A 23,722-nucleotide genomic window follows, 5' to 3' on the forward strand; every position below is an offset into this window, starting at 1 on the left:
CGGTGGTGATCGGTACACTCGTACCAGAGCGCGTTCACTGCCGAATAAGCGCCGAGTGAACTCGAGCAAAGGACGCGAGCATGACTGCACTGCAGGACTGGCTCCCCGCCACACCATGGACTCCCCGCACCATTCGGGCGCTGGTGCGTGCCCCACTCCGCATGGTGATGCCCGGCCGGCCGGTGGAGACCGACCAGGCACCACGATTGCTGACCCCTGGGATCGAACGCTGCTGAGCCGGTCAGCCGGAGCGGTGACGGCCCGGAGGTTCCTGCCGCGGTAGCTGGGCCGTCCCCTCGGCGGACTGGACCGGCAGTACCTGCGTCGGCAGGTACAGCTGCCCGGTCGAAGCGTCGCCATCATCGCCACCATCGTCGGTGGGAGGGCCGGCGATTTCATCGGCGTGGACGTTGCGGGCGGCGATCAGCAGACCGAGCACCGCGCCCACCACGCAGACGATCGCGGTGATCCCGAAGATATCGCCGTACATCGACACGTACGCCTCGCGGTAGCGGATCGCCTGCGACGCCAGCCGCTCCTGCAGCGACATGGAGCTTGTGTTGGCCGCGGCCGACAGGCTGGCGAGATGCTGATTGAAGCGGAACAGGCCCCAGGCGGACAGGCCCGCCATGCCGATCAGCATGCCGATCATCCGGGCCACGACCACGAAGGCCGAGGCGATGCCGTGCTGTGCGGCGGGCACCACCCGCAGCGTGGCCGATGTCAGCGGAGCGATCACCAGTCCCAGCCCCAAGCCCACGATCGCCAGATCGGTATCCAGCACCGGCAGCCGGAACAGAGCCAGGTTGTAGGTGTTGTCGAGGACGGTGATGGACCAGTGGGTGATCAGCCAGAAGCCCCCGGCCGCGATCATCAGGCCGACGAAGCTCACGATGCGGTCGCCGACCCGGGTGGCGATCCAGCCGCCGATCAGCGCGCCGATCGGCAGTGCGATCAGGAACCGCAACAGCAGGAACGCGGCGTCGTACTTGTCCTTGCCGAGGACGCCCTGGCCGAACAGCTCGACGTTGACCAGCGTGACCATCAGTGCGGCACCGGTGCACAACGAGGCGGCCAGCGCGGCCAGGAAAGGCCGGAACTGCACGCCCGCGGGCTCGATCAGCCGGGTGCGGGCCACCTTCTCCCAGACGAAGAACGCGACGGCCGCAACCAGCGCGCCGATCAGGACCGGAGGGCCCCAGTCTGGTAGTACCTGCTTGCCGTCCGGTTCCGGGTTGTACAGGCCCACGACGGCCAGGCCCAACGTGATCGCGAGCAGGACCCCGCCGATCACGTCCACCTTCTCGGGGTGGTCGCTCGGCTCCTTGCCGGGCAGGCTGAAGTGGATCATCACCATGGCGATGACCGCCAGCGGAACATTGATCCAGAACACCGACTGCCAGTGATGGAACAGTGCCACCGCGCCGATGCCGTACAGCGGACCGAGAACACTGCCGAATTCCTGTGCTGCGCCGACGCCGCCGAGCACCGCGGCCCGGTTACGCGCCGCCCACAGGTCGGCGGCCAGCGCCAGGGTGACGGGAAGTAGCGCACCACTCGCGGTGCCCTGCACCACGCGGCCGATGACCAAGGTGGTCAGGTCGCCCGAGAGCGCGGTGATCACCGAGCCGACCGCGAATCCGGCCAAACCGATCTGGATCAGCATCTTGCGCCCGAACCGGTCCGAGGCCCGGCCCAGCAGCGGCATGGCGGCGATGTAGCCCAGCAGATACCCGGTGATGATGGGGGTGACCTGCTGGATCTTGTTGATCGCGATACCGACGTCGGACATGATGTCGGTCATGATCGTGACCACGACGTAGGTGTCGAGGGCGCCGAGCAGCACGGCCAGGCTGCCCGCGCTGATCGCGATGTTGCGGTTACGGCCGGTGCGCACCGACTGCGCGGCCTGCATCAGGACGCGGGCTTGGTGACGGTGACCTGCTTGCCCCAGTCAGTCAGCGTCATGGTGACGCTGTTGCCGGGCGTGGGCTCGAGCTTGGCCTGCAGCAGGGTGTGGTTGCCGTCCTCGGTGATCCACGCGGTTCCGGGGACCGGGCCTTCGGCCTTGAGCTGCGGGGCGATCTTGTTGACCGCGTCGGCGCTGACGGTGCCGGTCACCCGGACCGCTTCGGTGCCGTTGATGGATTCGCGGCCGTCGGCCTTGGGATCGCTGAAGTTCGCCAGCACATTGGCCAGGCCGTTGTCGGGGTTCAGGATCGCCGAGATGTCGTAGATGTTCGCCGCGGGTCCGTAGTTCGACAGCGGATCGCCGGGGGTGAGTGCCGCGTACAGATCGCCGCCGGCAACCACGAACTTCGCGTCGGCCAGCTTCTGCCCGGCGAACAGCAGGTCGGCGGTGCCCTGAGCAGCGACCTCGGGGGTGTTCGTCAGGTCCCCGTCGAGCTTCTCCACGGGAAGCCCCTGGATCGTGCCCTGCACGGTCAGCAGCAGATGCACACTCTGCTGGGCCTTGGTGCTGGCCGAGGACTCCTGCAGCAGCTGGGCCGCGTCGGGCAGCGGAGCGTTCGACTTCTCCGAGGAAGAGGACGAGCAGCCGGCAACCAGGGCGGCCGCTGCGAAGAGAATTGCGAGTAAGGACTGGACTGCGAAGCGTGGGCGCGTCTGCATTACTGCATCGTAGAGGTTCGGGACAGCCGGGCGTTTTCTTCAACTCGCAGTCGGGCCGAATACTCTGGTCGGCGTGTTCACCGGAATCGTTGAAGAGCTGGGTGTCCTGGTCGACAAGGCGGAGCTGACCGATGCCGCCCGTTTCACCATCCGCGGACCTGTGGTCACCGCCGACGCCGGTCACGGCGATTCGATCGCGGTGAACGGGGTCTGTCTGACCGTGGTCGACGTCCTGCCCGACGGCGCGTTCACCGCCGACGTCATGGGGGAGACCCTGAACAGGTCGAGCCTGGGTGGCGTCGGGGTGGGCAGCCAGGTGAACCTGGAACGGGCCGCCGCGGTCAACAGCCGCCTTGGTGGCCACATCGTGCAGGGCCATGTGGACGGCACCGGGACTGTGATTTCCCGCACGCCCTTCGACCACTGGGAAGTGGTGCGCATCGGCCTGCCCGCCTCACTGTCGCGGTATGTCGTGGAGAAGGGCTCGATCACCGTCGACGGGGTGTCGCTGACGGTGTCCGCGGTGGGTGACGAATGGTTCGAGGTCTCACTGATTCCCACCACCCGCGAACTCACCACCCTGGGGCAGGCAGCCGTGGGGACGACGGTCAACCTCGAGGTCGACATCATCGCCAAATACGTGGAACGGCTGATGACCGGTTCCGGTGAGTAAGAGCTGGCAATAACCGCTGGATTTCGGTGGTTCATACTGGAGTGGCGTTGGGTCCCGCATCGGGACCCGGCATTCGAACAGGCAAGGTGGCGCAGATGACCAGGCTCGATTCCGTCGAGAGGGCGATAGCCGATATCGCGGCGGGCAAAGCCGTGGTGGTGATCGACGACGAAGATCGCGAGAATGAGGGCGATCTGATCTTCGCTGCCGAGAAGGCCACCCCCGAACTCGTCGCGTTCATGGTCCGCTACACCTCCGGCTATCTGTGCGTGCCGCTCGACGGTGAGATCTGCGACCGGTTGGGCCTGCTGCCGATGTACGCGGTCAACCAGGACAAGCACGGTACTGCCTACACCGTCACCGTCGACGCGAAAAAGGATGTCGGAACCGGCATTTCGGCGTCCGACCGGGCCACCACCATGCGTGCCCTCGCCGATCCCGGCTCCGCGATCGACGACTTCACCAAGCCTGGCCACGTGGTTCCGCTGCGAGCCAAGGACGGTGGCGTGCTGCGCCGCCCCGGACACACCGAGGCCGCCGTGGACCTGGCGCGCCTGGCCGGGCTGCAGCCGGCCGGCGCCATCTGCGAGATCGTCAGCCAGAAGGACGAAGGCGACATGGCGCGCACCGATGAGCTGCGTGTCTTCGCAGATGATCATGACCTGGCGCTGATCTCGATCGCCGACCTGATCGAGTGGCGCCGCAAGCACGAGAAGCACATCGAGCGCATCGCCGAAGCGCGGATCCCGACCCGGCACGGCGAGTTCGTGGCGGTCGGCTACAAGAGCATCTACGAGGACGTCGAACACGTCGCGCTGGTGCGCGGCGACATCTCCGGGCCGGCCAGCGACGGTCACGACGTCCTGGTGCGAGTGCACTCCGAATGCCTGACCGGGGATGTGTTCGGCTCCCGGCGTTGTGACTGCGGCCCGCAGCTGGATGCCGCGATGGCGATGGTGGCCCGAGAAGGCCGCGGCGTGGTGCTCTACATGCGTGGGCACGAGGGCCGTGGCATCGGTCTGATGCACAAGCTGCAGGCCTATCAGCTGCAGGACGCCGGTGAGGACACCGTCGACGCGAACCTGAAACTCGGCCTGCCTGCCGACGCGCGCGATTACGGCATCGGCGCGCAGATTCTGGTCGACCTCGGTATCCGGTCCATGCGGCTGCTGACCAACAACCCGGCCAAGCGGGTGGGTCTGGACGGCTACGGGCTGCACATCATCGAGCGGGTACCGCTGCCGGTGCGGGCGAACTCGGAGAACATCCGCTACCTGATGACCAAGCGGGACCGCATGGGTCACGATCTCGTCGGCCTCGAAGATTACGACGAAGCGGTGAGCATGGACGACTACGACGAGGCGGTGTACCTGCTCGGTGACCGCCGGCCGCCCACGGCGACCGACTCGGGATCGAGCCTGTGAGCGCCCACGGCGTTCCGGATCTGCCCCAGGTCGACGCCTCGGATGTGAAGCTCGCCATCGTCGCGAGCACCTGGCACACCCAGATCTGCGATGCGCTGCTCGAGGGCGCCCGCAAGGTCGCGGTCGACGCCGGGATCGCCGATCCGAAAGTGGTGCGCGTGCTCGGTGCCATCGAAATCCCGGTGGTGGCACAGGCATTGGCGGCGACCCATGACGCGGTGGTGGCGCTGGGTGTGGTGATCCGCGGCCAGACACCGCATTTCGACTACGTGTGTGACGCGGTGACGCAGGGTCTGACGCGAGTGTCGCTCGACGCGTCCACCCCGGTCGCCAACGGCGTATTGACCACCGACAACGAGGCGCAGGCCCTCGACCGCGCCGGTCTCCCGGATTCCACCGAGGACAAGGGCGCCCAGGCGGCAGCTGCGGCCTTGTCCACCGCGTTGACCCTGCGGGAGCTGCGCGCCGACGCGTGACACAGATGACTGCACAAACCTGGGATATCGACATCCGGCCCTACCGGACACCGTATTTCGCCTACGGCGCGGCACTGGTCATCTTTCTGGCGCACGTCGCGGTGGGCGTGCTGCTGAAGGTCGGCTCCACCGGTGTGCTCTTTCAAACCTCGGATCAGGTGGCCATCGCCTTGCTGGGAGCGATCATCGCCGGAGTGGTGCTGATGTTCGCGCGGCCGCGGCTGAAGGTCGGTCCCGCGGGCGTGGCGGTCCGGAATCTGATCGGGTTCAAGGTCATTCCCTGGTCCGACGTGCTCGGCGTGTCCTTTCCGGTCGGAGCGCGTTGGGCCAGGGTGGATCTGCCCGACGACGAGTACATTCCCGTGATGGCGATCCAGGCGATCGACAAGGGGCGTGCGGTCGCGGCCATGGACGAGGTTCGTGACCTGATCGACCGGTACCGCTCAAACCTCGCCTGACACCGCAGGATCAGCCGGCGTCGCCGAGCACCTGGCCCTCACGGCGCGGGTCGGCACCGCCGATCCAGCCGGACGAGGTGCGTACCAGGGCTGAGAGCCCACTGGACTGATCGGCCAGCGACACCTGATGCCCGAGTGCCCGCAGGCCCTCGACCAGCTGATCGCGGTCTCCGTTGGCGATGGTGTCGACCAACGGATGCTCCCCGCCGACGTTGGTCACAGGCGTGTTGGCGGCGCCGAAGTCGATCATCGACACCGCCTGCTGCGGGTCCAGGTTCCAATCCATGATGCCGACAAGGGTTTTCACGACGAACTGGATGATCACCGCGCCGCCGGGGGAGCCCACGACGGCATAGAGCGGACCTCGTTGTGGCCCTGCCTTGTCGAAGACCAGCGTCGGCGCCATGGTGCTGCGCGGGCGCTTGCCGGGCTGTACCCGGTTGGGTATCGGATGACCTTCGGCGCTGGCCGGCTCGGCCGAGAAGTCGGTGAGCTGGTTGTTGAGCAGGAAGCCGTCGACCATGTGGAACGAACCGAAGGCCGACTCGATCGTGGTGGTCAGGGATGCGGCGTTGCCGAAGCTGTCGATGACGCTGATCTGGCTGGTGCCGTGCTCAGGGGCGGGCGGGATGGTCATCGGGGGCGCGAAGTCCCCGGGCGCGGCCACACCCATCGTGTGGTGCCGGGAGATCAGCGCGGCTCGCCCCGTGAGGTAGGCGCCGTCCAGCAGGCTCTCGGGTGATCCCCCGGGAAGCGGGACGAAATCGGTGTCGGCCACGTAGCGGTCGCGGTCGGCGTACGCGAGGCGTTCGGCCTCCGACACCAGGTGCACCCCGGTCACGGACGGGTGCCCGCCGTTGCGGTCGACGCGGCTCGGCTTGTAGTCGCTCATCGGGAAGTGCTCGAGCATGCCCAGGGTGGCTGCCACCGCGATGCCGCCCGAGGAGGGCGGTGGCATACCGCAGACCTCGCGACCGCGGTAGGTGGTGCACACCGGATCGCGTTGTTTGACGCGGTAGGCGGCGAGGTCCTGCTCGGTGATGGCACCCGGTGTGCGGTCGCCTGCCGTGTCGGCGGCCGCGGACACGACAGCGCGCGCGATGTCGCCGGTATAGAACGCCTGCGCGCCCTCGGATGCGATGGCGCCAAGCGTTTTCGCGTACGCCGGATTGGTCATGCGGGTGCCGACGGGTTTGGGCGCGCCATCGGGGTTGAGGAAGTAGCCGCCGGCTGCGGGATCCAGCCGGAGTTGGGCATCGGCGTCGTCGATGGCAGCCGCCAGCCGCGGGCTGATGTCGAATCCGCGATCGGCCATCGACACGGCCGGATCGAACAGATCCCGCCAGGTCTTCTTGCCGAACTGGCGGTGGACGTCATCGAGCAGCCGCACGATGCCCGGCACCCCGATGGAGCGTCCCGATGACCGGGCATCGGGTTTGGGGCCGGTGCGATCGGTCTCCGACACCCAGCGCAGATAGTTCTCGGTCGCCGCGGCCGGCGCGGTTTCACGTCCGTCGTATGTGCGTACCGCATTGCCTGCCGCGTCGTAGTACAGCAGGAAGCCGCCGCCGCCGATTCCGGAGGACTGCGGTTCGACGAGGCCGAGCACCGCCTGCGCGGTCACCACCGCGTCGGCCGCGGTGCCGCCGTCGCGCAACACCTTGCAGGCGGCTTCGGTCGCCAGCGGATTGGCGGTGGCCACCGCATAGGTCGCGGTGCGGACGGCTGTCATGTCGCTGCGGTAGCCGGTGCCGATCTCCGGGTGGGTCGCCAGGTCCCGGGTCGGGGCCGGCGCCGGAGGCGGGGCTGCCGTCGGAGGTTTGGGTGACGGGGTGCCGTTGGACAGGATTTGGCACGGCCCGGCGTCGGTCCTCGCCGGGCGCCGACTGCCGTCTGCGCATCCGGCAAGGATCACGGCGACGACACTGAGCAGGGCGATGACCGAACGGGTGGACGCCAGCAACCGCACAGTTCGACGGTAGCGGAGTTCCGTCGGATCGCGGCAGTAACCTGGAAACCGTGCCCGATCCAGCGACGTACCGGCCGGCGCCCGGATCGATACCAGTGGAGCCGGGCGTGTACCGGTTCCGGGACCCGCACGGTCGCGTCATATACGTCGGCAAGGCCAAGAGCCTGCGTAGCCGGCTGACCTCGTACTTCGCCGACATCGCGAGCCTGGCGCCGCGCACCCGGCAGATGGTGATGACGGCGGGCAGCGTCGAGTGGACGGTGGTCACCACCGAGGTCGAGGCGCTGCAGCTGGAGTACAACTGGATCAAGGAGTTCGATCCGCGCTTCAACATCCGCTACCGCGACGACAAGACGTATCCGGTGCTGGCGGTCACCCTCAACGAGGAGTACCCGCGGCTGATGGTGTACCGCGGGCCCCGGCGCAAAGGCGTGCGTTATTTCGGCCCGTACTCGCATGCGTGGGCGATCCGGGAGACCCTCGATCTGCTGACCCGGGTGTTTCCGGCCAGGACCTGCTCTGCGGGAGTGTTCAAGCGGCACAAGCAGATCGACCGTCCATGTCTGCTCGGTTACATCGACAAGTGCTCGGCGCCGTGCATCGGCCGGGTCAGTGCGGAGGAACACCGCCGCATCGTGCTCGACTTCTGCGACTTCCTGGCAGGCAAGACCGACCGGCTGGTCCGCGACATGGAACGGCAGATGAACGCGGCGGCCGAGGAACTCGACTTCGAGCGCGCCGCCCGGCTCCGCGACGACATCGGCGCGCTCAAACGTGCGCTGGAGAAGCAGACCGTGGTGTTCGGTGACGGCACGGATGCCGACGTGGTGGCATTCGCCGACGACGAGCTCGAGGCGGCTGTGCAGGTGTTCCACGTGCGCGGCGGCCGGGTGCGGGGTCAGCGCGGTTGGATCGTCGAGAAGTCTTCGGAGCCGGAGGCGACCAGTGATTCGGGTCCCGGAGGCGCCCCGGCGGCGACAGAGGACCAAAGTCAGTCCGGGCAGGAACATCTCGTCGAGCAGTTCCTGACCCAGTTCTACGGCGAGCAGGCCGAACTCGGCGGTGCAGCCGACGAGGCGACCAACCCGGTGCCGCGGGAGGTCCTCGTGCCGGTGCTGCCTCCGAATGCCGATGAGTTGGCGGCCTGGTTGTCGGGGCTTCGTGGATCGCGGGTGAGCCTGCGGGTGCCGGTACGCGGTGACAAACGCACCCTGGCCGAGACGGTTCAACGCAACGCACGCGAGGCGCTGGCCCAGCACAAGCTCAAGCGGGCGGGCGACTTCAACGCCAGATCAGAAGCGCTGCAGAGCATTCAGGATTCCCTCGGGCTGGCAGACGCGCCGTTGCGGATCGAATGCGTGGACATCAGCCATGTGCAGGGCACCGACGTGGTCGCCTCGCTGGTGGTGTTCGAGGACGGGCTGCCGCGAAAGTCGGACTACCGCCACTACGCGATCCGCGAGGCCGCCGGTGAAGGGCGATCGGATGACGTCGCCTCGATCGCCGAGGTGACCCGGCGCCGTTTCCTGCGGCACATGAGCGATGCCCAGCCCGAGGCGGGGGCCGAGCAGCGTCCGCGCCGGTTCGCCTATCCGCCCAATCTGTTCGTCGTGGACGGCGGCGCCCCTCAGGTCAATGCGGCGGCCGCAGTCCTCGAGGAACTGGGCGTGACCGATGTCGCGGTGATAGGGCTGGCCAAACGCCTGGAAGAGGTGTGGGTACCTTCGGAACCCGATCCCGTCATCTTCCCGAGAAACAGTGAGGGTCTGTACCTGTTGCAGCGCGTGCGTGACGAGGCACACCGGTTCGCGATCAGCTATCACCGCAGCAAACGGTCCAAGCGGATGACCGCATCGGCACTCGACTCGGTGCGGGGTCTGGGCGAGCAGCGCCGCAAGGCATTGGTGACGCACTTCGGCTCCGTGGCGCGACTCAAGGACGCCACGGTCGAGGAGATCACCGCGGTGCCGGGGATCGGTGTGACGACGGCGAGGGCCGTCCTTGCTGCGCTCGGCGGCGAGCCGCCAGTTGGGCACGGCGGCGAGCCGCCCATCGAGCCCGGCGGCGAGCCGCCAGTTGGGCACGGCGGCGAGCCGCCCATCGAGCCCGGCGGCGAGCCGCCGATCGAGGACAGCGGCGAGCCGCCGATCGAGGACAGCGGCGACGGCCCGCGAATCGACAACAGCGCCGGACTGGGCGATTCAGGGGCGCCCGCAACGGTTATCGAGGATGATCGACGCAGGGTGTCGGGATGACAGGTAACGGGGACATGGAAAGCCAGGCGGATCGCGCATGAACGAACATCTGCGCGAGGGCGGCATCGTGGGTGGTGCGGACGCGGATCAGGAAATCGACGTGGTGCTGGTCACCGGCTTGTCCGGGGCCGGCCGCGGGACCGCCGCGAAGGTGTTGGAGGACCTCGGCTGGTATGTCGCCGACAACCTGCCGCCGGAGCTGATCGCCCGCATGGTGGAGTTGGGGTTGGCCGCCGGATCGCGGATCACCCAGCTGGCCGTGGTGATGGACGTGCGCTCGCGCGGTTTCACCGGCGATCTCGATTGGGTCCGAAATGAATTGGCGGCGCGCAGCATCACCCCTCGGGTGTTGTTCCTTGAGGCGTCCGACGACATCCTGGTGCGTCGCTATGAGCAGAACCGGCGCAGCCACCCGCTGCAGGGCACGCAGACCCTCGCCGAGGGGATCGCCGCCGAGCGGGCGTTGCTGGCACCGGTGCGCGCGGCGGCCGATCTGGTGATCGACACGTCGGCGCTGCCGGTGCCGGCGTTGCGGGAGAGCATCGAGCGTGCGTTCGGCGGCGAGACCGTCGCCTACACGAATGTCACCGTGGAGTCGTTCGGCTACAAGTACGGGCTGCCGATGGACGCGGACACGGTGATGGATGTCCGGTTCCTGCCGAACCCGCACTGGGTCGACGAGTTACGACCACACACCGGTCAACATCCGGATGTGCGTGACTACGTGTTGGGACAACCGGGGGCCAGGGAATTCCTCGACACCTACCATCGTCTGTTGGACGTGGTGATCGCCGGATACCGCCGGGAGGGGAAGCGTTATATGACCGTCGCCATCGGCTGTACCGGCGGCAAACATCGCAGCGTGGCGATCGCCGAGGCGCTGGCGCAGCGGTTGCAGGGCGGGGACGGGCTCACCGTGCACGTGCTGCACCGGGATCTGGGGCGCGAATGACTTCCCGCACGCGAGGAGTACGAGTGAATCCCGCACGCGAGGAGGATAATTGACCCCGCGCATCGTGGCCCTCGGCGGAGGGCATGGGTTGTACGCCACCTTGTCAGCGGCTCGTCGGCTCACGCCGCACGTGACAGCCGTGGTGACGGTTGCCGATGACGGTGGGTCTTCGGGTCGGCTGCGCAGCGAACTCGATGTGGTGCCACCAGGCGATCTACGAATGGCGTTGGCGGCGTTGGCCTCTGACAGTCCGCACGGTCGGTTGTGGGCGACGATCATTCAGCACCGGTTCGGTGGCAGTGGCGCGCTGGCCGGCCATCCGATCGGCAATCTGATCTTGGCGGGCCTCAGTGAAGTCCTGGCCGATCCGGTTGCCGCCCTCGACGAACTGGGCCGCATCCTTGGCGTGAAGGGCCGGGTGTTGCCGATGTGCCCGATCGCCCTGCAGATCGAGGCCGACGTCGCGGGCTTGGAGACCGATCCGCGGATGAGCCGGGTCATCCGCGGTCAGGTGGCGATCGCCACGACGGTCGGCAAGGTGCGCCGGGTGCGGTTGCTACCCGGGGATCCGCCGGCCACCCGGCAGGCCGTGGAGGCCATCATGAGCGCCGATCTCGTGGTGCTCGGACCGGGGTCCTGGTTCACCAGTGTGATCCCGCACGTATTGGTGCCGCAGTTGGCAGCGGCCTTGCGGTCGACAACTGCGCGGCGCGCACTCGTCTTGAATCTGGCGGCGGAGCCGGGCGAAACGGCCGGGTTCTCGGCCGAGCGTCACATCCACGTTCTGGCCCAGCATGCTCCGGACTTCAGCGTGCATGACATCATCGTCGATGCCAGCCGGGTGCCGAGCGACCGTGAACGGGAGCAACTCAGCCGCACGGCCAACATACTCAATGCCCGCGTTGAGTTTGCTGACGTGTCTCGACCTGGTACACCTTTACATGACCCGGCGAAGTTGGCCGCGGTGCTTGAGGGTGTCCGACTGCGCGCGATGGCGCCCGGGGCCGTGCAGGAGCCCACCGTTCCCACGCCCGCTGCGAGGTCGGTCGACGTGGCGCACCAGGACCCGGCGCCGAACACACCGAGAGGGGACGATCCGTGGCGATGACAGCCGAGGTGAAAGACGAGCTGAGCCGCCTCGTAGTCAACTCGGTGAGCGCTCGCCGCGCGGAAGTCGCCTCGTTGTTGCGTTTCGCCGGCGGCCTGCACATCGTGGCAGGCCGAGTGGTGGTCGAGGCCGAGGTGGACCTCGGGATCATCGCGCGCCGCCTGCGCAAGGACATCTATGACCTCTACGGGTACAACGCCGTGGTGCACGTGCTGTCGGCCAGCGGCATCCGGAAGAACACCCGCTATGTGGTGCGGGTGGCCGCCGATGGGGAAGCGCTGGCCCGGCAGACCGGTCTGCTCGATCTTCGTGGCCGTCCGGTGCGTGGCCTGCCCGCGCAGGTGGTCGGCGGCAGCGTCGGCGATGCCGAAGCAGCGTGGCGTGGTGCCTTCCTCGCCCACGGATCGTTGACGGAACCGGGACGGTCGTCGGCGCTGGAAGTCAGCTGCCCCGGTCCCGAGGCGGCGCTCGCTCTGGTCGGCGCGGCCCGGCGGCTCGGCGTCAGTGCCAAGGCCCGCGAGGTGCGTGGTGCCGACCGGGTTGTGGTGCGTGACGGCGAGGCCATCGGCGCCTTGCTGACCCGGATGGGCGCCCAGGACACCAGGTTGACGTGGGAGGAACGGCGCATGCGCCGCGAGGTCCGCGCGACGGCCAATCGCTTGGCGAATTTCGACGACGCCAACCTGCGCCGGTCGGCGCGGGCCGCGGTGGCCGCAGCTGCTCGTGTGGAACGTGCGCTGGACATCCTGGGTGAAGGGGTGCCCGATCACCTGGCGGCGGCGGGCAAGCTGCGGGTCGAACACCGTCAGGCGTCTTTGGAGGAGCTGGGCCGGCTCGCCGACCCGCCCATGACGAAAGACGCTGTCGCCGGCCGTATCCGGCGCCTGTTGTCGATGGCCGACCGCAAGGCCAAGCAGGAAGGGCTTCCCGACACCGAGTCGGCGGTGACCCCGGACTTGCTCGACGACGCCTGAGCTACGCGAAATCGACAGCGCTGCAAGCGTTCGCGTCGACTCCGGACGCCGCGGTGACCGTGATGCGGGTTTTCACAAAGGTTCTCGTCCTATGGCCGTTCCCGGTCTATTGAGTACGGAGTGGGAGCGGCGATCTGCGTCGTTGCCCGAACGTGCCGGATAGTCATCGTTGTGTCACGCCGACGTCGTTGCGGCGTTGTAGTGTGTGGCGACAAACTTCGACGTCAACCCCCGATTGAGGCAGCGGCCGCGATGAGACTGATTCTTGAGCTGATCCGCCCGTACCGGTTGCTGATCGCCGGGATCTTCGCGGTGCTGCTGGTGCAGATCGCCACTGGCCTGGCCGCGCCGTGGCCGTTGAAGGTCGTGCTGGACAGCGTGGTCGGCCACCACCCGCTGCCGGGCTGGCTGCACGGTCTGCTGCAGCCGCTGCTCGGCGGCGAGGGCAAGATGCACATCGCCGGTCTGGCCGCGATCATGGTGCTCGTCATCGCGGTGGTCGCCGCGATCGCGTCGTACGTGGCCAACTACCTCACGGAAACCGTCGGTCAGCAGATCGGCAATGATCTGCGCACCCGCGCCTACCATCACCTGCAGCAGCTGTCGCTGAACTACTTCGACACCCATCGGGTGGGGCCGATCCTCAGCACGCTCACCGACGACGTCGACACCATCCAGGGTTTCGCGTCGGCCTCCACGCTGGGTATCGCGACCGACCTGCTGACCATCGTCGGCATGTTGGCCATGATGCTGTGGCTGCAATGGGATTTCACGCTCATCGCACTCGCGGTGGCGCCGCTGCTGTTGCTGTTCGTCTCGCGTATCCGTAAGGCCGTCAAGGCGGCGACACACGAAGTGCGCAAGCGGGAATCCGACATCGTCGCGGTCGCGGAGGAGGGTCTGCAGTCGATTCGGGTGGTCAAGGCATTCGACCGCGAGGACCTGCAGGAGCGCCAGCTGGCGGTCGCGGGCCAGCAGGCGGTGGATGCGGCGCTCAACGCCAGGCGGGTCAAGTCGGTGGTGTCGCCGATCGTCACCGTCGTGGTGGCCGCCTGCACCGCGGTGGTGTTGTGGCGGGGTTCGGCGCTCATCCTCGCCGGCGCGATGACGGCGGGCACGCTGACCGTGTTCATCTCCTACCTGGCGTCGTTCTTCAAGCCGGTGCAGGATCTGGCCAAGCTCACCAACACCATCGCGATGGCCTCGGTCGGGGTGGACCGCGTCAACGCCCTGCTGACGGCCGAGACGTCGGTCGAGGAGAAACCCGAGGCGATCGAACCGGGACAGATCAAGGGTGCGATCAGCTTCGAGCGGGTGGCGTTCAGCTACGACAGCGAGACTCCCGTACTGCGCGATGTCACCTTCGAGGTCGAACCCGGCCAGCTCGTGGGTGTCGTCGGGCACACCGGAAGCGGAAAATCCAGTCTGGTCAGCCTGATTCCCCGGTTCTACGACCCGAGTATGGGCACGGTCCGCATCGACGGAGTCGACCTGCGCGACTACAAACTGCACGACCTCCGCCGCCAGATCGCCTATGTATTGCAGGACACGGTCCTGTTCCGGGGCACCATCCGTGACAACATCGCCTTCGGCCGGCCCGACGCCGACCACGACGAGATCGTCGAGATGGCCAAACTCGCCAACGCCCACGAGTTCATCTCCGAGATGCCCCAGGGCTATGACAGCCCGGTCGGGGAGCGGGGCCTCACCCTCTCGGGCGGTCAGCGTCAGCGCATCGGTATCGCCCGCGCCCTCATCCGGAACAGCCCGATCCTCATCCTCGACGAACCGACCGCCGCCCTGGATGCGGAGTCCGAGCACCTGGTGATGTCAGCGCTCCAGCGACTGATGAACGGACGCACGGTCATCACCATCGCCCACCGCCTCAGCACCATTCGCGACGCGGACAAGATCGTCGTGCTGGAGGAGGGCCGAGTGGTCGAAGAGGGATCACACACCGAACTCCTCACCGCAGGCGGCAGATACGCCGAGTTGCACCGCATCCAATACGAGGACGAGACATCGTGACGCGTTCGCTGATCATCCTGCCCGACGACTCCGCGAAGCCGGTGCTCGACGCGATCGGTGCGTCCACCCGCTCAGTACGGATCAAGATGTTCGCCTTCAACCACGTGGCGCTGCTGGACGCGGTCGTGGCCGCCCACCGGCGCGGTGTCGACGTCAAGGTCATGCTCAACCCTGAGCGTCGCGACGGGGAGACCGACAACGACGTCGCGCGGGAGACGTTGCAGCGGTTCGGCATCGAGGTCCGTGCCAGCAACCCGGCCTTCGATCTGACACACGAGAAGTCCATGATCGTCGACGACGACCATGCCTTTGTCGAGTCGTTGAACTGGACCGAGGAGAACTTCACCGTGACGCGCGATTATGCCGTCGTCACTCCCAGCGCCTACGAAGTCGCCGAGATCATCGACTGCTTCGAAGCCGACTGGGCGCGGGAGGACTTCGATCCCGGCGGCGGGGCGCACCTGATCTGGTGCCCCACCAACGGCCGGCATCGCATCGCCGAGTTCATCGACAGTGCCAAACACACGCTGTTCGTCCAGAACGAGCGCTATCAGGACCCGGTGATCATCGAGCGCCTGGTCCGTGCGGCGCATCGCGGGGTGAAGGTTCACGTCATGGCCCGCGCGGCGCACCACCTCAAGTCGGGCAAGCTCCTCGAAGGTGTCAGCGGGATGCGCATCCTCGACGACGTCGGGATCAAGATCCACCGACTCAAGCACATGAAGCTGCACGCGAAGATGATTCTGGCCGACCATGAACGTGCCATCGTCGGTTCGATCAACTTCTCCCCGGGCAGCTTCGACCATCGGCGTGAACTGGCCATCGAGGTGACCGATCACCACATCATCAAGCGCCTCAACGAGGTCGCCCACCACGACTGGAAGCACTCCGAGCCGATGGACCTGTCGGATGAGGGACTGATCGCCGATCTCGTCGGTCAGGACCCACACGAACTCGACCAACTCGCCCTACACGACCCCGACATCTGATGCACTGACCGGGCCGCACAGTCCGGAGGCTGCACTACTAGGCTGGCGACGAGCAGTGTGCGGCAGCTTTCCCCCGACAAATAGGAGAAATCACGTGACTATCCGGGTAGGCGTTAACGGCTTCGGCCGCATCGGGCGCAACTTTTACCGGGCGCTGGCGACGCAGCAGGCTCAGGGGCAGAACACCGACATCGAGATCGTGGCGGTCAATGACCTCACCGACAACGCCACCCTGGCTCACCTGCTGAAGTTCGACTCGATCTTGGGCCGGCTGCCGCAGGACGTCAGCCTCGAGGGCGAGGACACCATCGTCATCGGGGACAAGAAGATCAAGTCACTCGAGGTCAAGGAAGGTCCGGCGGCCCTGCCCTGGGGCGATCTCGGCGTCGACGTCGTCGTCGAATCCACCGGCATCTTCACCAACGCGGCCAAGGCCAAGGGGCACCTCGATGCCGGCGCCAAGAAGGTCATCATCTCCGCGCCGGCCACCGATGAGGACATCACCATCGTGCTGGGTGTCAACGACGACAAGTACGACGGCAGCCAGAACATCATCTCCAACGCCTCGTGCACCACGAACTGCCTCGGACCGCTGGCCAAGGTCCTCAACGACGAGTTCGGCATCGTCAAGGGCCTGATGACCACCATCCACGCCTACACCCAGGACCAGAACCTGCAGGACGGCCCGCACAAGGATCTGCGCCGCGCCCGGGCAGCCGCCATCAACATCGTGCCGACCTCGACCGGTGCCGCCAAGGCCATCGGCCTGGTGCTGCCCGAACTCAAGGGCAAGCTGGACGGCTACGCCCTGCGCGTGCCGATCCCCACCGGTTCGGTCACCGACCTGACCGCCGAGCTGGCCAAGTCAGCCAGTGCCGACGAGATCAACGCCGCCTTCAAGGCCGCCGCCGAGGGTCCGCTCAAGGGGATTCTCAAGTACTACGACGCACCCATCGTGTCGAGCGACATCGTCACCGACCCGCACAGCTCGCTGTTCGACTCGGGCCTGACCAAGGTGATCGACAACCAGGCCAAGGTCGTCTCCTGGTACGACAACGAGTGGGGCTACTCCAACCGCCTCGCCGATCTGGTCGCGCTCGTCGGTAAGTCGCTGTAGTCGCGATGGCTGTCAAGACACTCGCCGACCTGTTGGCCGAGGGTACTGAAGGGGTGGCGGGTCGGGCCGTATTGGTCCGCTCCGACCTGAACGTCCCCCTCGACGATGACGGGAACATTTCGGATCCGGGTCGCATCATCGCCTCGGTCCCGACCCTCAATGCGCTGGCAGAGGCCGGTGCCAAGGTCGTCGTCACCGCGCATCTGGGCCGGCCCAAGGGTGGCCCGGATCCCAAGTTCTCGCTCGCCCCGGTTGCCGCGGCGCTGGGGGAGAAGCTGGGACGTCACGTGCAGTTGGCCGGCGATGTCGTCGGCACCGATGCGCTGGCCCGCGCCGAAGGCCTGACCGACGGTGACGTGCTGTTGCTGGAGAACATCCGCTTCGATCCGCGCGAGACCAGCAAGGACGACGCCGATCGGCTGGCACTGGCCAAGGCTCTGGCCGCCCTGGTCGAGGGTGCGGACGGCTCGCCGGGTGCCTTCGTCTCCGACGGCTTCGGGGTGGTGCACCGCAAGCAGGCCTCCGTCTATGACGTCGCCACCCTGCTGCCGCATTACGCGGGCACGTTGGTGGCGACGGAGGTGAAGGTGCTCGAGCAGCTGACCAGCTCGACCGAGCGCCCGTATGCGGTCGTTCTCGGCGGCTCCAAGGTCTCGGACAAGCTCGCGGTCATCGAGAACCTCGCCACCAAGGCCGACAGTATCGTCATCGGTGGCGGCATGTGCTTCACCTTCCTTGCTGCACAAGGGGTTTCGGTGGGAACCTCGCTGCTGCAGGAAGAGATGATCGACACGTGCAAGCGGCTGCTCGACACCTACGCCGATGTGATCCACCTGCCGGTGGACATCGTGGCGGCCGACAAGTTCGCCGCCGATGCCGAAGCGCAGACTGTGGCCTCCGATCGCATTCCCGAAGGCAAGATGGGCCTGGACATCGGTCCTGAGTCGGTCAAGCGTTTCACCGCGCTGCTGTCCAACGCCAAGACCGTGTTCTGGAACGGCCCGATGGGCGTGTTCGAGTTCCCGGCGTTCGCCGCGGGCACCAAGGGCGTGGCCGAGGCGATCATCGGTGCCACCGAAAAGGGCGCGTTCAGCGTCGTGGGCGGTGGCGATTCGGCCGCCGCGGTGCGGCAACTCGGCCTCGGCGAGGACGGCTTTTCCCATATCTCAACCGGTGGCGGTGCGTCGCTGGAATACCTTGAGGGCAAGACCCTGCCCGGCATCGAAGTACTGGAGTCGTAGCCATGGCCAAAGCCGCACGTAAGCCTTTGATCGCCGGCAACTGGAAGATGAACCTCAACCATTTCGAGGCCATCGCCCTGGTGCAGAAGATCGCATTCGCCTTGCCGGACAAGTATTTCGACAAGGTGGACGTGACCGTCATCCCGCCGTTCACCGACCTGCGCAGTGTGCAGACGTTGGTCGACGGGGACAAGTTGCGGCTCACCTACGGTGCGCAGGACGTGTCCAAACACGATTCCGGCGCCTACACCGGTGAGATCAGCGGGGCGTTCCTGGCCAAGCTCGGATGCAGCTTCGTGGTGGTGGGCCACTCCGAGCGGCGCACTTACCACGGTGAAACCGACGAGCTGGTGGCGGCCAAGGCCGCGGCGGCGTTCAAGCACGGCATCACGCCGATCATCTGTATCGGCGAGCAGCTCGACGTGCGCGAGGCGGGCAACCACGTCGAGTACAACGTGGACTCGTTGCGCGGCTCCCTGGCCGGTCTGAGCAAGGAGCAGATCGGGCAGGCGGTCATCGCCTACGAGCCGGTGTGGGCGATCGGCACCGGCCGGGTGGCCAGTGCGGCCGATGCGCAGGAGGTCTGCAAGGCGATCCGTGCCGAGCTCGGCAATCTGTCCTCGCCCGAGCTGGCGGCCGGGGTCCGCGTGCTCTACGGCGGATCGGTCAACGCCAAGAATGTCGGCGAGATCGTGGCGCAGGGCGATGTGGACGGCGCCTTGGTCGGCGGTGCTTCGCTGGACGGCGAGCAGTTCGCGACGCTGTCGGCCATCGCCGCGGGTGGACCGCTGCCGTAACCCCGGGGGCCTGGACCGGTCACCGCACCAGGTATTCTTTCACCCATGGAATTGGCTCTGCAGATCACTCTGGTCGTGACCAGCGTGCTGGTCGTGCTCTTGGTCCTGCTGCATCGTGCCAAAGGTGGTGGTCTGTCCACCCTGTTCGGTGGCGGTGTCCAGTCCAGCCTGTCCGGCTCCACGGTGGTCGAGAAGAACCTCGACCGGCTGACGCTGTTCGTGACCGGCATCTGGGTGGTATCGATCGTCGGCGTCGCGCTGCTGATCAAGTACAGCTGATCGGTAGCCCGCGTCCGTCAAGGAACCAACGAAAGCCGCCCCGGTATCACTACCGGGGCGGCTTTCATTTGGGCTGGCGGGCAGCAGCGTGTCAGTAACCCGCTACTGCCTCGGGCCCGGCTGAGCTGAGCAGTGCGCGTGAGCCGGACACTCCCAGCCGTGTCGCTCCCGCCGCGATCATGGCCCGGGCCTGCTCAAGAGTGCGCACACCGCCGGATGCCTTCACCGCCAGACCGCTGTCGTGAACCGTGCGGTGCATCAGCTCGACCGCATGCACCGTCGCCCCACCGGAGGGGTGGAAACCGGTGGAGGTTTTGACGAAGTCGGCGTCCGCCGCCACCGCGGCCCGGCACGCCCCGACGATCTCCTGGTCGGTCAACGCGGCCGATTCGATGATCACCTTCAGCACCGTCGGTGCGGGCGCGGCGGCGCGGACGGCAGCGATGTCGGCTGCGACGCAGTCGAAGTCGCCTGCCTTGGCCGCCCCGATGTCGATCACCATGTCGATCTCGTCAGCGCCGTGGCGCACCGCTTCGGCTGCCTCGGCGGCTTTCACGGCTGAGCTGTGCTTGCCGCTCGGAAAGCCACACACGGCAGCGACTTTGAGATTCGAGCCGGCAGGGATGCTGACGGGCAGCATCGAAGGCGACACGCATACCGAATAGGTGCCCAGCTCGATTGCGTCGGCGATGAGAGATTCGACGTCGGCGGCGGTGGCCTCGGGTTTCAGCAGGGTGTGGTCGATCATCGCGGCGGCTTCAGCGGGTGTCGCTGGCGTGGTCATCGAATTCGGAACCTTCCGTTGTGACTTGGGGTTTCAGGCAGTCTTGGTCTGGCGGTCGAGCAGATAGTTCATGATCAACGCCGCGATCAGGATCAGTCCGGTCACCAGCATCTGGAAGAACGAACTCAAGCCCAGCAGGTTGAACAGGTTGCGCAGCACCGACAGCAGCAGCACGGCGATGAAAGTGCCCATCACACCGCCCTTTCCGCCGAAGAGGCTGGTACCACCGAGCACCACCGCGGCGATGGCGTCCAGTTCCAGGCCGGTGTGCGCGGTGGGCTGGCCGATGGTCAGCCGGGCGGTGAGCAGAACGCCGGACAGCGCGGCCAGCCCGCCACAGATCACATATGCCGCGGTGGTGATGCGCTGCACCGGCAGCCCCGACAACCGGGCGGCTTTGGCATTGCTGCCGACCGCGTAGATGTGTTCGCCGAATGTGGTGCGGCGCAACACAAGGCCCACGACGAGCGTGGTGGCCACGAAGATCAGTCCGACTACAGGAATGCCGGCGACCGCTCCGGCGCCCAGAAACCGCAGACCCACCGGGATTTCGGCGGTGGTGGGGGTGCCGTTGGTGGTCAGAAAGGTAAGCCCGCGGATGCTCTGCATCCCGGCCAGCGTCACCATGAACGCCGGAAGCGCCAGATACGAGCTCAAACCGCCCATGACCCCGCCGAGCACCAGCCCGCTCAGGATGGCCAGCACCATGGCTACCGGCCAGGCGATTCCCAGGCCGATCAGGATCGCCACCAGCATTCCGGACAACGCCGCGACGCTGCCCACCGAGAGATCGATCCCGGAGGTGAGAATCACCACCGTCATCCCGATCGCGACGATGCCGGTGAGGCTGGACTGCTGCAGCAGGTTCGCCAGGTTTTGCGAGGAGAGGAACTGCGGCGCGGTCACGGCGGCCACCACGAACAGTGCCACGAAGATGAACAGCAGATTGAACCGCACGATGATGTTCTGTCGACGCGTGCGCACCGTACCGGCCGGGGCCGATGGTGCCGGCCGGGCCGGTTCCTGCAATAGGTCAGTCATTGTCGGTTCTTCCTGTGACTACGCAGCGGGAGATGTCCGCCGCCGATGTGGTTCTCGGGTCGAACACCGCGACGTTCTTGCCTTCGTGCATGACCCAGATCTGGTCGCAGTTCTGGGTCAGTTCGCTCATCTCGCTGGATGCCATCAGCACACCCACCCCGGATTCGGCGAGCGCCTGAACCTGTTCGAACAGATCGTCTTTCGCGCCCACGTCCAACCCCCGAGTGGGCTCATCGAGCAACAGCAGGTCGATCCCGCGGGCCATCCACTTGGCCAGCACCACCTTCTGTTGGTTGCCGCCCGAGAGCTGGCCGACGGGTTGATCGACGCTGGAGAACTTCACGCCAAGGCGCTGCAACGCAGGCATGCACAACCGGCCGGCGGCTTTCATCGGGTTGAGACTGAACGGCGCCAACGCCGCGATCCCGGCGTTGCGCAGGATCGACTGTTCCAGGAACAACCCCTGGCTCTTTCGGTCCTCGGGGACCAGGCCGATCCCGGCCCGGACCGCGCCCCGCGGCGTCAGCCGGGTGATCACGGAACCGGCCAGGCTGACGTCGAGCTCAGCGACTCTGTCGCCGAACAAGGTGGCCAGCAGCGTGGAACGGCCCGCGCCGCCCAACCCCGCGAGCCCGATGATCTGGCCACGCTCGACGGTGATGCCCGATACGTCGATCACGCCGGCGATCGCGGCGCGGCGGATCTCCAGGAGCGCGGCTCTTTCTCCGTCGGGACGGGGCCTGCGGGGGGATTGAGGGCGCAGGGCGCGACCGATCATGGCTTCGACCAGTTCGTCCTTGGTCACCGTCGCGACGTCGAACACGCCGACGGTGGCCCCGTCGCGCATGACGGTGGCCCGGTCACCGATCGCCTTCACCTCGTCGAGCCGGTGCGAAATGTAGATCACCGATCTGCCCGTGGCGACGAGTTCACGGATGACGCGAAACACCTCGGCGAGGTCGTGATCGGTGAGCGTCGCGCTGGGCTCGTCCATCACGATGATGCGGGCATCGGTGGTGAGCGCCTTGGCGATTGCGGTGAGCTGCTGATCGGACACCGAGAGGTCGGCGACCACGTCCGACGGCGCGAAACGGCCACCGACCCTGGCGATCGCCTGGGCCGCCAGGCGATCCCGCTCCCGGCGGGCGATGATCAGGCCGCGCATCGGTTCGTGGCCCAGGAACAGATTCTGCGCCACGGTCATGTCCGGGACCAGATCCAGTTCCTGGTAGATGGTGCTGATCCCGGCGCGGACGCCTCCGATGGGGGAGTTGAACGAGACTTCCTCGCCGTCCAGGGCGATCGTGCCGGAGTCCGGTGTGTAGAAACCGGAGAGGATCTTCATCAGAGTGCTCTTGCCCGCGCCGTTTTCGCCCAGAAGGCAGTGCACCTCGCCGCGGGCGACCTCCAGCGTGGCGCCGGCACAGGCTCTGGTGCCGGGGAAGGTCTTCACGATGGCCTGCATGCGCAGTGCCGGTACCGGCTCAGCCTTCACGGGTTCGTTCGGGAGTGTCGTTTCTGCGTGGTGACTAGGTGTCATGTCGGTGCTCCAGTACCGCCTGTGCCGTGGGCTCGTCGGTGATCAGGACCGAGCACATATCGCTGCTCAGGGCGCCGATGACGACCGGCACTTTGCCCGGCCCGGCGGCCACCGCAATGGCGCAGTTGGCGTTCTTGACATCGTCGAGGCTCAGACCCACTGTCCGCCTGTCGATGTCGGGATAGGCGACCTCGCCCTTCGCGGTGATGTAGTGGGCGAGGATGTCTCCGCAGGCTCCGGCCGATTCGAGTTGAGCGAGTTCGGCCGGGGTGACGGCACCGGATTCGACGAGTACCGACGTCGGACCCAGCGCGCCCAGCGAGAACAGGATGGCGTCTGCCTGGCGGGCACGGGACAACACATCCTCGACGAATCCCTCGGCGTACAGCGCATCTCGGGTTTCGATTCGTTCGACGATCGCCGGTACGGGCAATAGCGTGGCCTGACCGTTGCCACTGTGGGCGATGCTGGTCACGATGTTGGCGGCTTTGGTCGGATGTACGGACCGGCTCACCCCACCGTTGATCTGGATGACCTCGATCCCGTTTGTCCATCCGACCGGCAGTACTGCCGCGATCTGCTGCAGCGTGTTGCCCCAAGAAACGCCGAGGGTGGTGATCCACGACGAATTCGACTTGAGGTAGTTCGCGGCCGCGGCGGCGATGTGCTCGCCGGCTGGCTCGATGGTGTCCGGACCGGGCACCACGACGCATTCGCGGAGGCTGAACCGGTTACGCATCTCCGTTTCGAGATCGACCCGACGTGCCTGGGGGTGAACGATTTTGATCTGCACCAGGCCTACGCCGCGAGCCTCGTCGAGTAGGCGTCCGACCTTCCACCGGGTCAGGTGGAGTTCGGATCCGATGTCTTCCTGGGTGCGGCCCTGCTCGTAATAGCACTGCGCGACATACAGCAGCAGGTCGGTATGGCTCCGGTCGGCAGTGGCACTCACCGTGTTCGTCCGTTCTTCGCGCAAGCGCTCATCG

22 protein-coding genes are annotated in these 23,722 nt (G+C 66.7%); 15 read left to right on the forward strand and 7 right to left on the reverse strand.

Annotated elements, in window-relative coordinates; translation table 11 throughout:
* The first annotated feature begins 80 nt into the window (after positions 1-80).
* Positions 81-236, forward strand: coding sequence for a hypothetical protein (locus H977_RS35205; RefSeq protein WP_155946567.1), 156 nt, complete (start codon positions 81-83; stop codon positions 234-236).
* A 5-nt stretch (positions 237-241) separates the two neighbouring features.
* Here H977_RS35205 and H977_RS0108920 read toward each other — a convergent pair whose 3' ends face one another.
* Both H977_RS0108920 and H977_RS0108925 read right to left on the reverse strand, forming a co-directional pair.
* Positions 242-1,915, reverse strand: a complete 1,674-nt coding sequence (locus tag H977_RS0108920) for an MFS transporter (RefSeq protein WP_029107535.1) — start codon at positions 1,913-1,915, stop codon at positions 242-244.
* Positions 1,915-2,631 carry an LppX_LprAFG lipoprotein gene (locus H977_RS0108925; protein ID WP_029107536.1) on the reverse strand — a complete coding sequence of 239 codons (717 nt, stop codon included), beginning with the start codon at positions 2,629-2,631 and terminating at the stop codon, positions 1,915-1,917. The genes H977_RS0108920 and H977_RS0108925 overlap by 1 nt, the downstream gene beginning before the upstream one ends.
* A gap of 73 nt (positions 2,632-2,704) precedes the next feature.
* On the opposite strand from H977_RS0108925, the gene H977_RS0108930 reads away from it, so the two are divergent.
* The 4 genes from H977_RS0108930 (at position 2,705) to H977_RS0108945 (ending at position 5,662) form a co-directional block, all read left to right on the forward strand.
* A complete protein-coding gene (locus H977_RS0108930; protein WP_029107537.1) occupies positions 2,705-3,304 on the forward strand; it encodes a riboflavin synthase in 600 nt (199 codons plus the stop codon).
* Positions 3,305-3,399: 95 nt separating this feature from the next.
* On the forward strand, positions 3,400-4,728 hold the full coding sequence (locus H977_RS0108935) for a bifunctional 3,4-dihydroxy-2-butanone-4-phosphate synthase/GTP cyclohydrolase II (protein ID WP_029107538.1): 1,329 nt from the start codon (positions 3,400-3,402) through the stop codon (positions 4,726-4,728).
* The gene (ribH, locus tag H977_RS0108940; protein ID WP_029107539.1) at positions 4,725-5,204 is read left to right on the forward strand and encodes a 6,7-dimethyl-8-ribityllumazine synthase; all 480 of its coding nucleotides are present in this window, start codon (positions 4,725-4,727) and stop codon (positions 5,202-5,204) included. The genes H977_RS0108935 and ribH overlap by 4 nt, the downstream gene beginning before the upstream one ends.
* 5 nt (positions 5,205-5,209) lie before the next feature.
* The gene (locus tag H977_RS0108945; RefSeq protein WP_029107540.1) at positions 5,210-5,662 is read left to right on the forward strand and encodes a PH domain-containing protein; all 453 of its coding nucleotides are present in this window, start codon (positions 5,210-5,212) and stop codon (positions 5,660-5,662) included.
* A 10-nt stretch (positions 5,663-5,672) separates the two neighbouring features.
* On the opposite strand, the gene ggt is transcribed toward H977_RS0108945, so the two are convergent.
* A complete protein-coding gene (gene ggt, locus H977_RS0108950) occupies positions 5,673-7,631 on the reverse strand; it encodes a gamma-glutamyltransferase (RefSeq protein WP_196808193.1) in 1,959 nt (652 codons plus the stop codon).
* A 50-nt stretch (positions 7,632-7,681) separates the two neighbouring features.
* Here ggt and uvrC point away from each other — a divergent pair, with 50 nt between their 5' ends.
* From uvrC to secG, 10 genes are all read left to right on the forward strand, one after another.
* A complete protein-coding gene (gene uvrC, locus H977_RS32785; protein WP_081681664.1) occupies positions 7,682-9,886 on the forward strand; it encodes an excinuclease ABC subunit UvrC in 2,205 nt (734 codons plus the stop codon).
* 37 nt (positions 9,887-9,923) lie between these two features.
* Positions 9,924-10,838, forward strand: a complete 915-nt coding sequence (rapZ, locus tag H977_RS0108960; protein WP_051288754.1) for an RNase adapter RapZ — start codon at positions 9,924-9,926, stop codon at positions 10,836-10,838.
* A gap of 49 nt (positions 10,839-10,887) precedes the next feature.
* Positions 10,888-11,946, forward strand: a complete 1,059-nt coding sequence (yvcK, locus tag H977_RS0108965) for a uridine diphosphate-N-acetylglucosamine-binding protein YvcK (RefSeq protein WP_029107543.1) — start codon at positions 10,888-10,890, stop codon at positions 11,944-11,946.
* Positions 11,943-12,920 (forward strand): DNA-binding protein WhiA, encoded by a 978-nt coding sequence (gene whiA / locus H977_RS0108970; RefSeq protein ID WP_029107544.1) that lies wholly within the window; start codon positions 11,943-11,945, stop codon positions 12,918-12,920. The genes yvcK and whiA overlap by 4 nt, the downstream gene beginning before the upstream one ends.
* A 252-nt stretch (positions 12,921-13,172) precedes the next feature.
* Positions 13,173-14,948 carry an ABC transporter ATP-binding protein gene (locus H977_RS0108975; protein ID WP_036475489.1) on the forward strand — a complete coding sequence of 592 codons (1,776 nt, stop codon included), beginning with the start codon at positions 13,173-13,175 and terminating at the stop codon, positions 14,946-14,948.
* Positions 14,945-15,937: a phospholipase D-like domain-containing protein gene (locus tag H977_RS0108980; RefSeq protein ID WP_029107546.1), complete on the forward strand. Its 993-nt coding sequence runs from the start codon at positions 14,945-14,947 to the stop codon at positions 15,935-15,937. Before H977_RS0108975 ends, H977_RS0108980 begins: the two co-directional genes overlap by 4 nt.
* 94 nt (positions 15,938-16,031) lie before the next feature.
* Positions 16,032-17,054, forward strand: coding sequence for a type I glyceraldehyde-3-phosphate dehydrogenase (gene gap, locus H977_RS0108985; RefSeq protein ID WP_029107547.1), 1,023 nt, complete (start codon positions 16,032-16,034; stop codon positions 17,052-17,054).
* Between the two features lie 5 nt (positions 17,055-17,059).
* Positions 17,060-18,295 carry a phosphoglycerate kinase gene (locus H977_RS0108990; protein ID WP_029107548.1) on the forward strand — a complete coding sequence of 412 codons (1,236 nt, stop codon included), beginning with the start codon at positions 17,060-17,062 and terminating at the stop codon, positions 18,293-18,295.
* A 2-nt stretch (positions 18,296-18,297) separates the two neighbouring features.
* Positions 18,298-19,092, forward strand: coding sequence for a triose-phosphate isomerase (gene tpiA, locus H977_RS0108995; RefSeq protein ID WP_029107549.1), 795 nt, complete (start codon positions 18,298-18,300; stop codon positions 19,090-19,092).
* 45 nt (positions 19,093-19,137) lie between these two features.
* A complete protein-coding gene (secG, locus tag H977_RS0109000) occupies positions 19,138-19,371 on the forward strand; it encodes a preprotein translocase subunit SecG (protein WP_029107550.1) in 234 nt (77 codons plus the stop codon).
* 91 nt (positions 19,372-19,462) lie between these two features.
* Here secG and deoC read toward each other — a convergent pair whose 3' ends face one another.
* The 4 genes from deoC to H977_RS0109020 are packed head-to-tail and all read right to left on the reverse strand — an operon-like array spanning position 19,463 to position 23,688.
* Positions 19,463-20,155, reverse strand: a complete 693-nt coding sequence (deoC, locus tag H977_RS0109005) for a deoxyribose-phosphate aldolase (RefSeq protein ID WP_029107551.1) — start codon at positions 20,153-20,155, stop codon at positions 19,463-19,465.
* A 33-nt stretch (positions 20,156-20,188) separates the two neighbouring features.
* Positions 20,189-21,196, reverse strand: coding sequence for an ABC transporter permease (locus H977_RS0109010; RefSeq protein ID WP_029107552.1), 1,008 nt, complete (start codon positions 21,194-21,196; stop codon positions 20,189-20,191).
* Positions 21,189-22,691, reverse strand: a complete 1,503-nt coding sequence (locus tag H977_RS0109015) for a sugar ABC transporter ATP-binding protein (RefSeq protein WP_029107553.1) — start codon at positions 22,689-22,691, stop codon at positions 21,189-21,191. Before H977_RS0109015 ends, H977_RS0109010 begins: the two co-directional genes overlap by 8 nt.
* A 34-nt stretch (positions 22,692-22,725) precedes the next feature.
* On the reverse strand, positions 22,726-23,688 hold the full coding sequence (locus H977_RS0109020) for a sugar-binding transcriptional regulator (protein WP_029107554.1): 963 nt from the start codon (positions 23,686-23,688) through the stop codon (positions 22,726-22,728).
* Between the last annotated feature and the right edge of the window lie 34 nt (positions 23,689-23,722).

The organism is Mycobacterium sp. URHD0025 (genome assembly GCF_000426065.1).
Taxonomy (GTDB): Bacteria; Actinomycetota; Actinomycetes; order Mycobacteriales; family Mycobacteriaceae; genus Mycobacterium.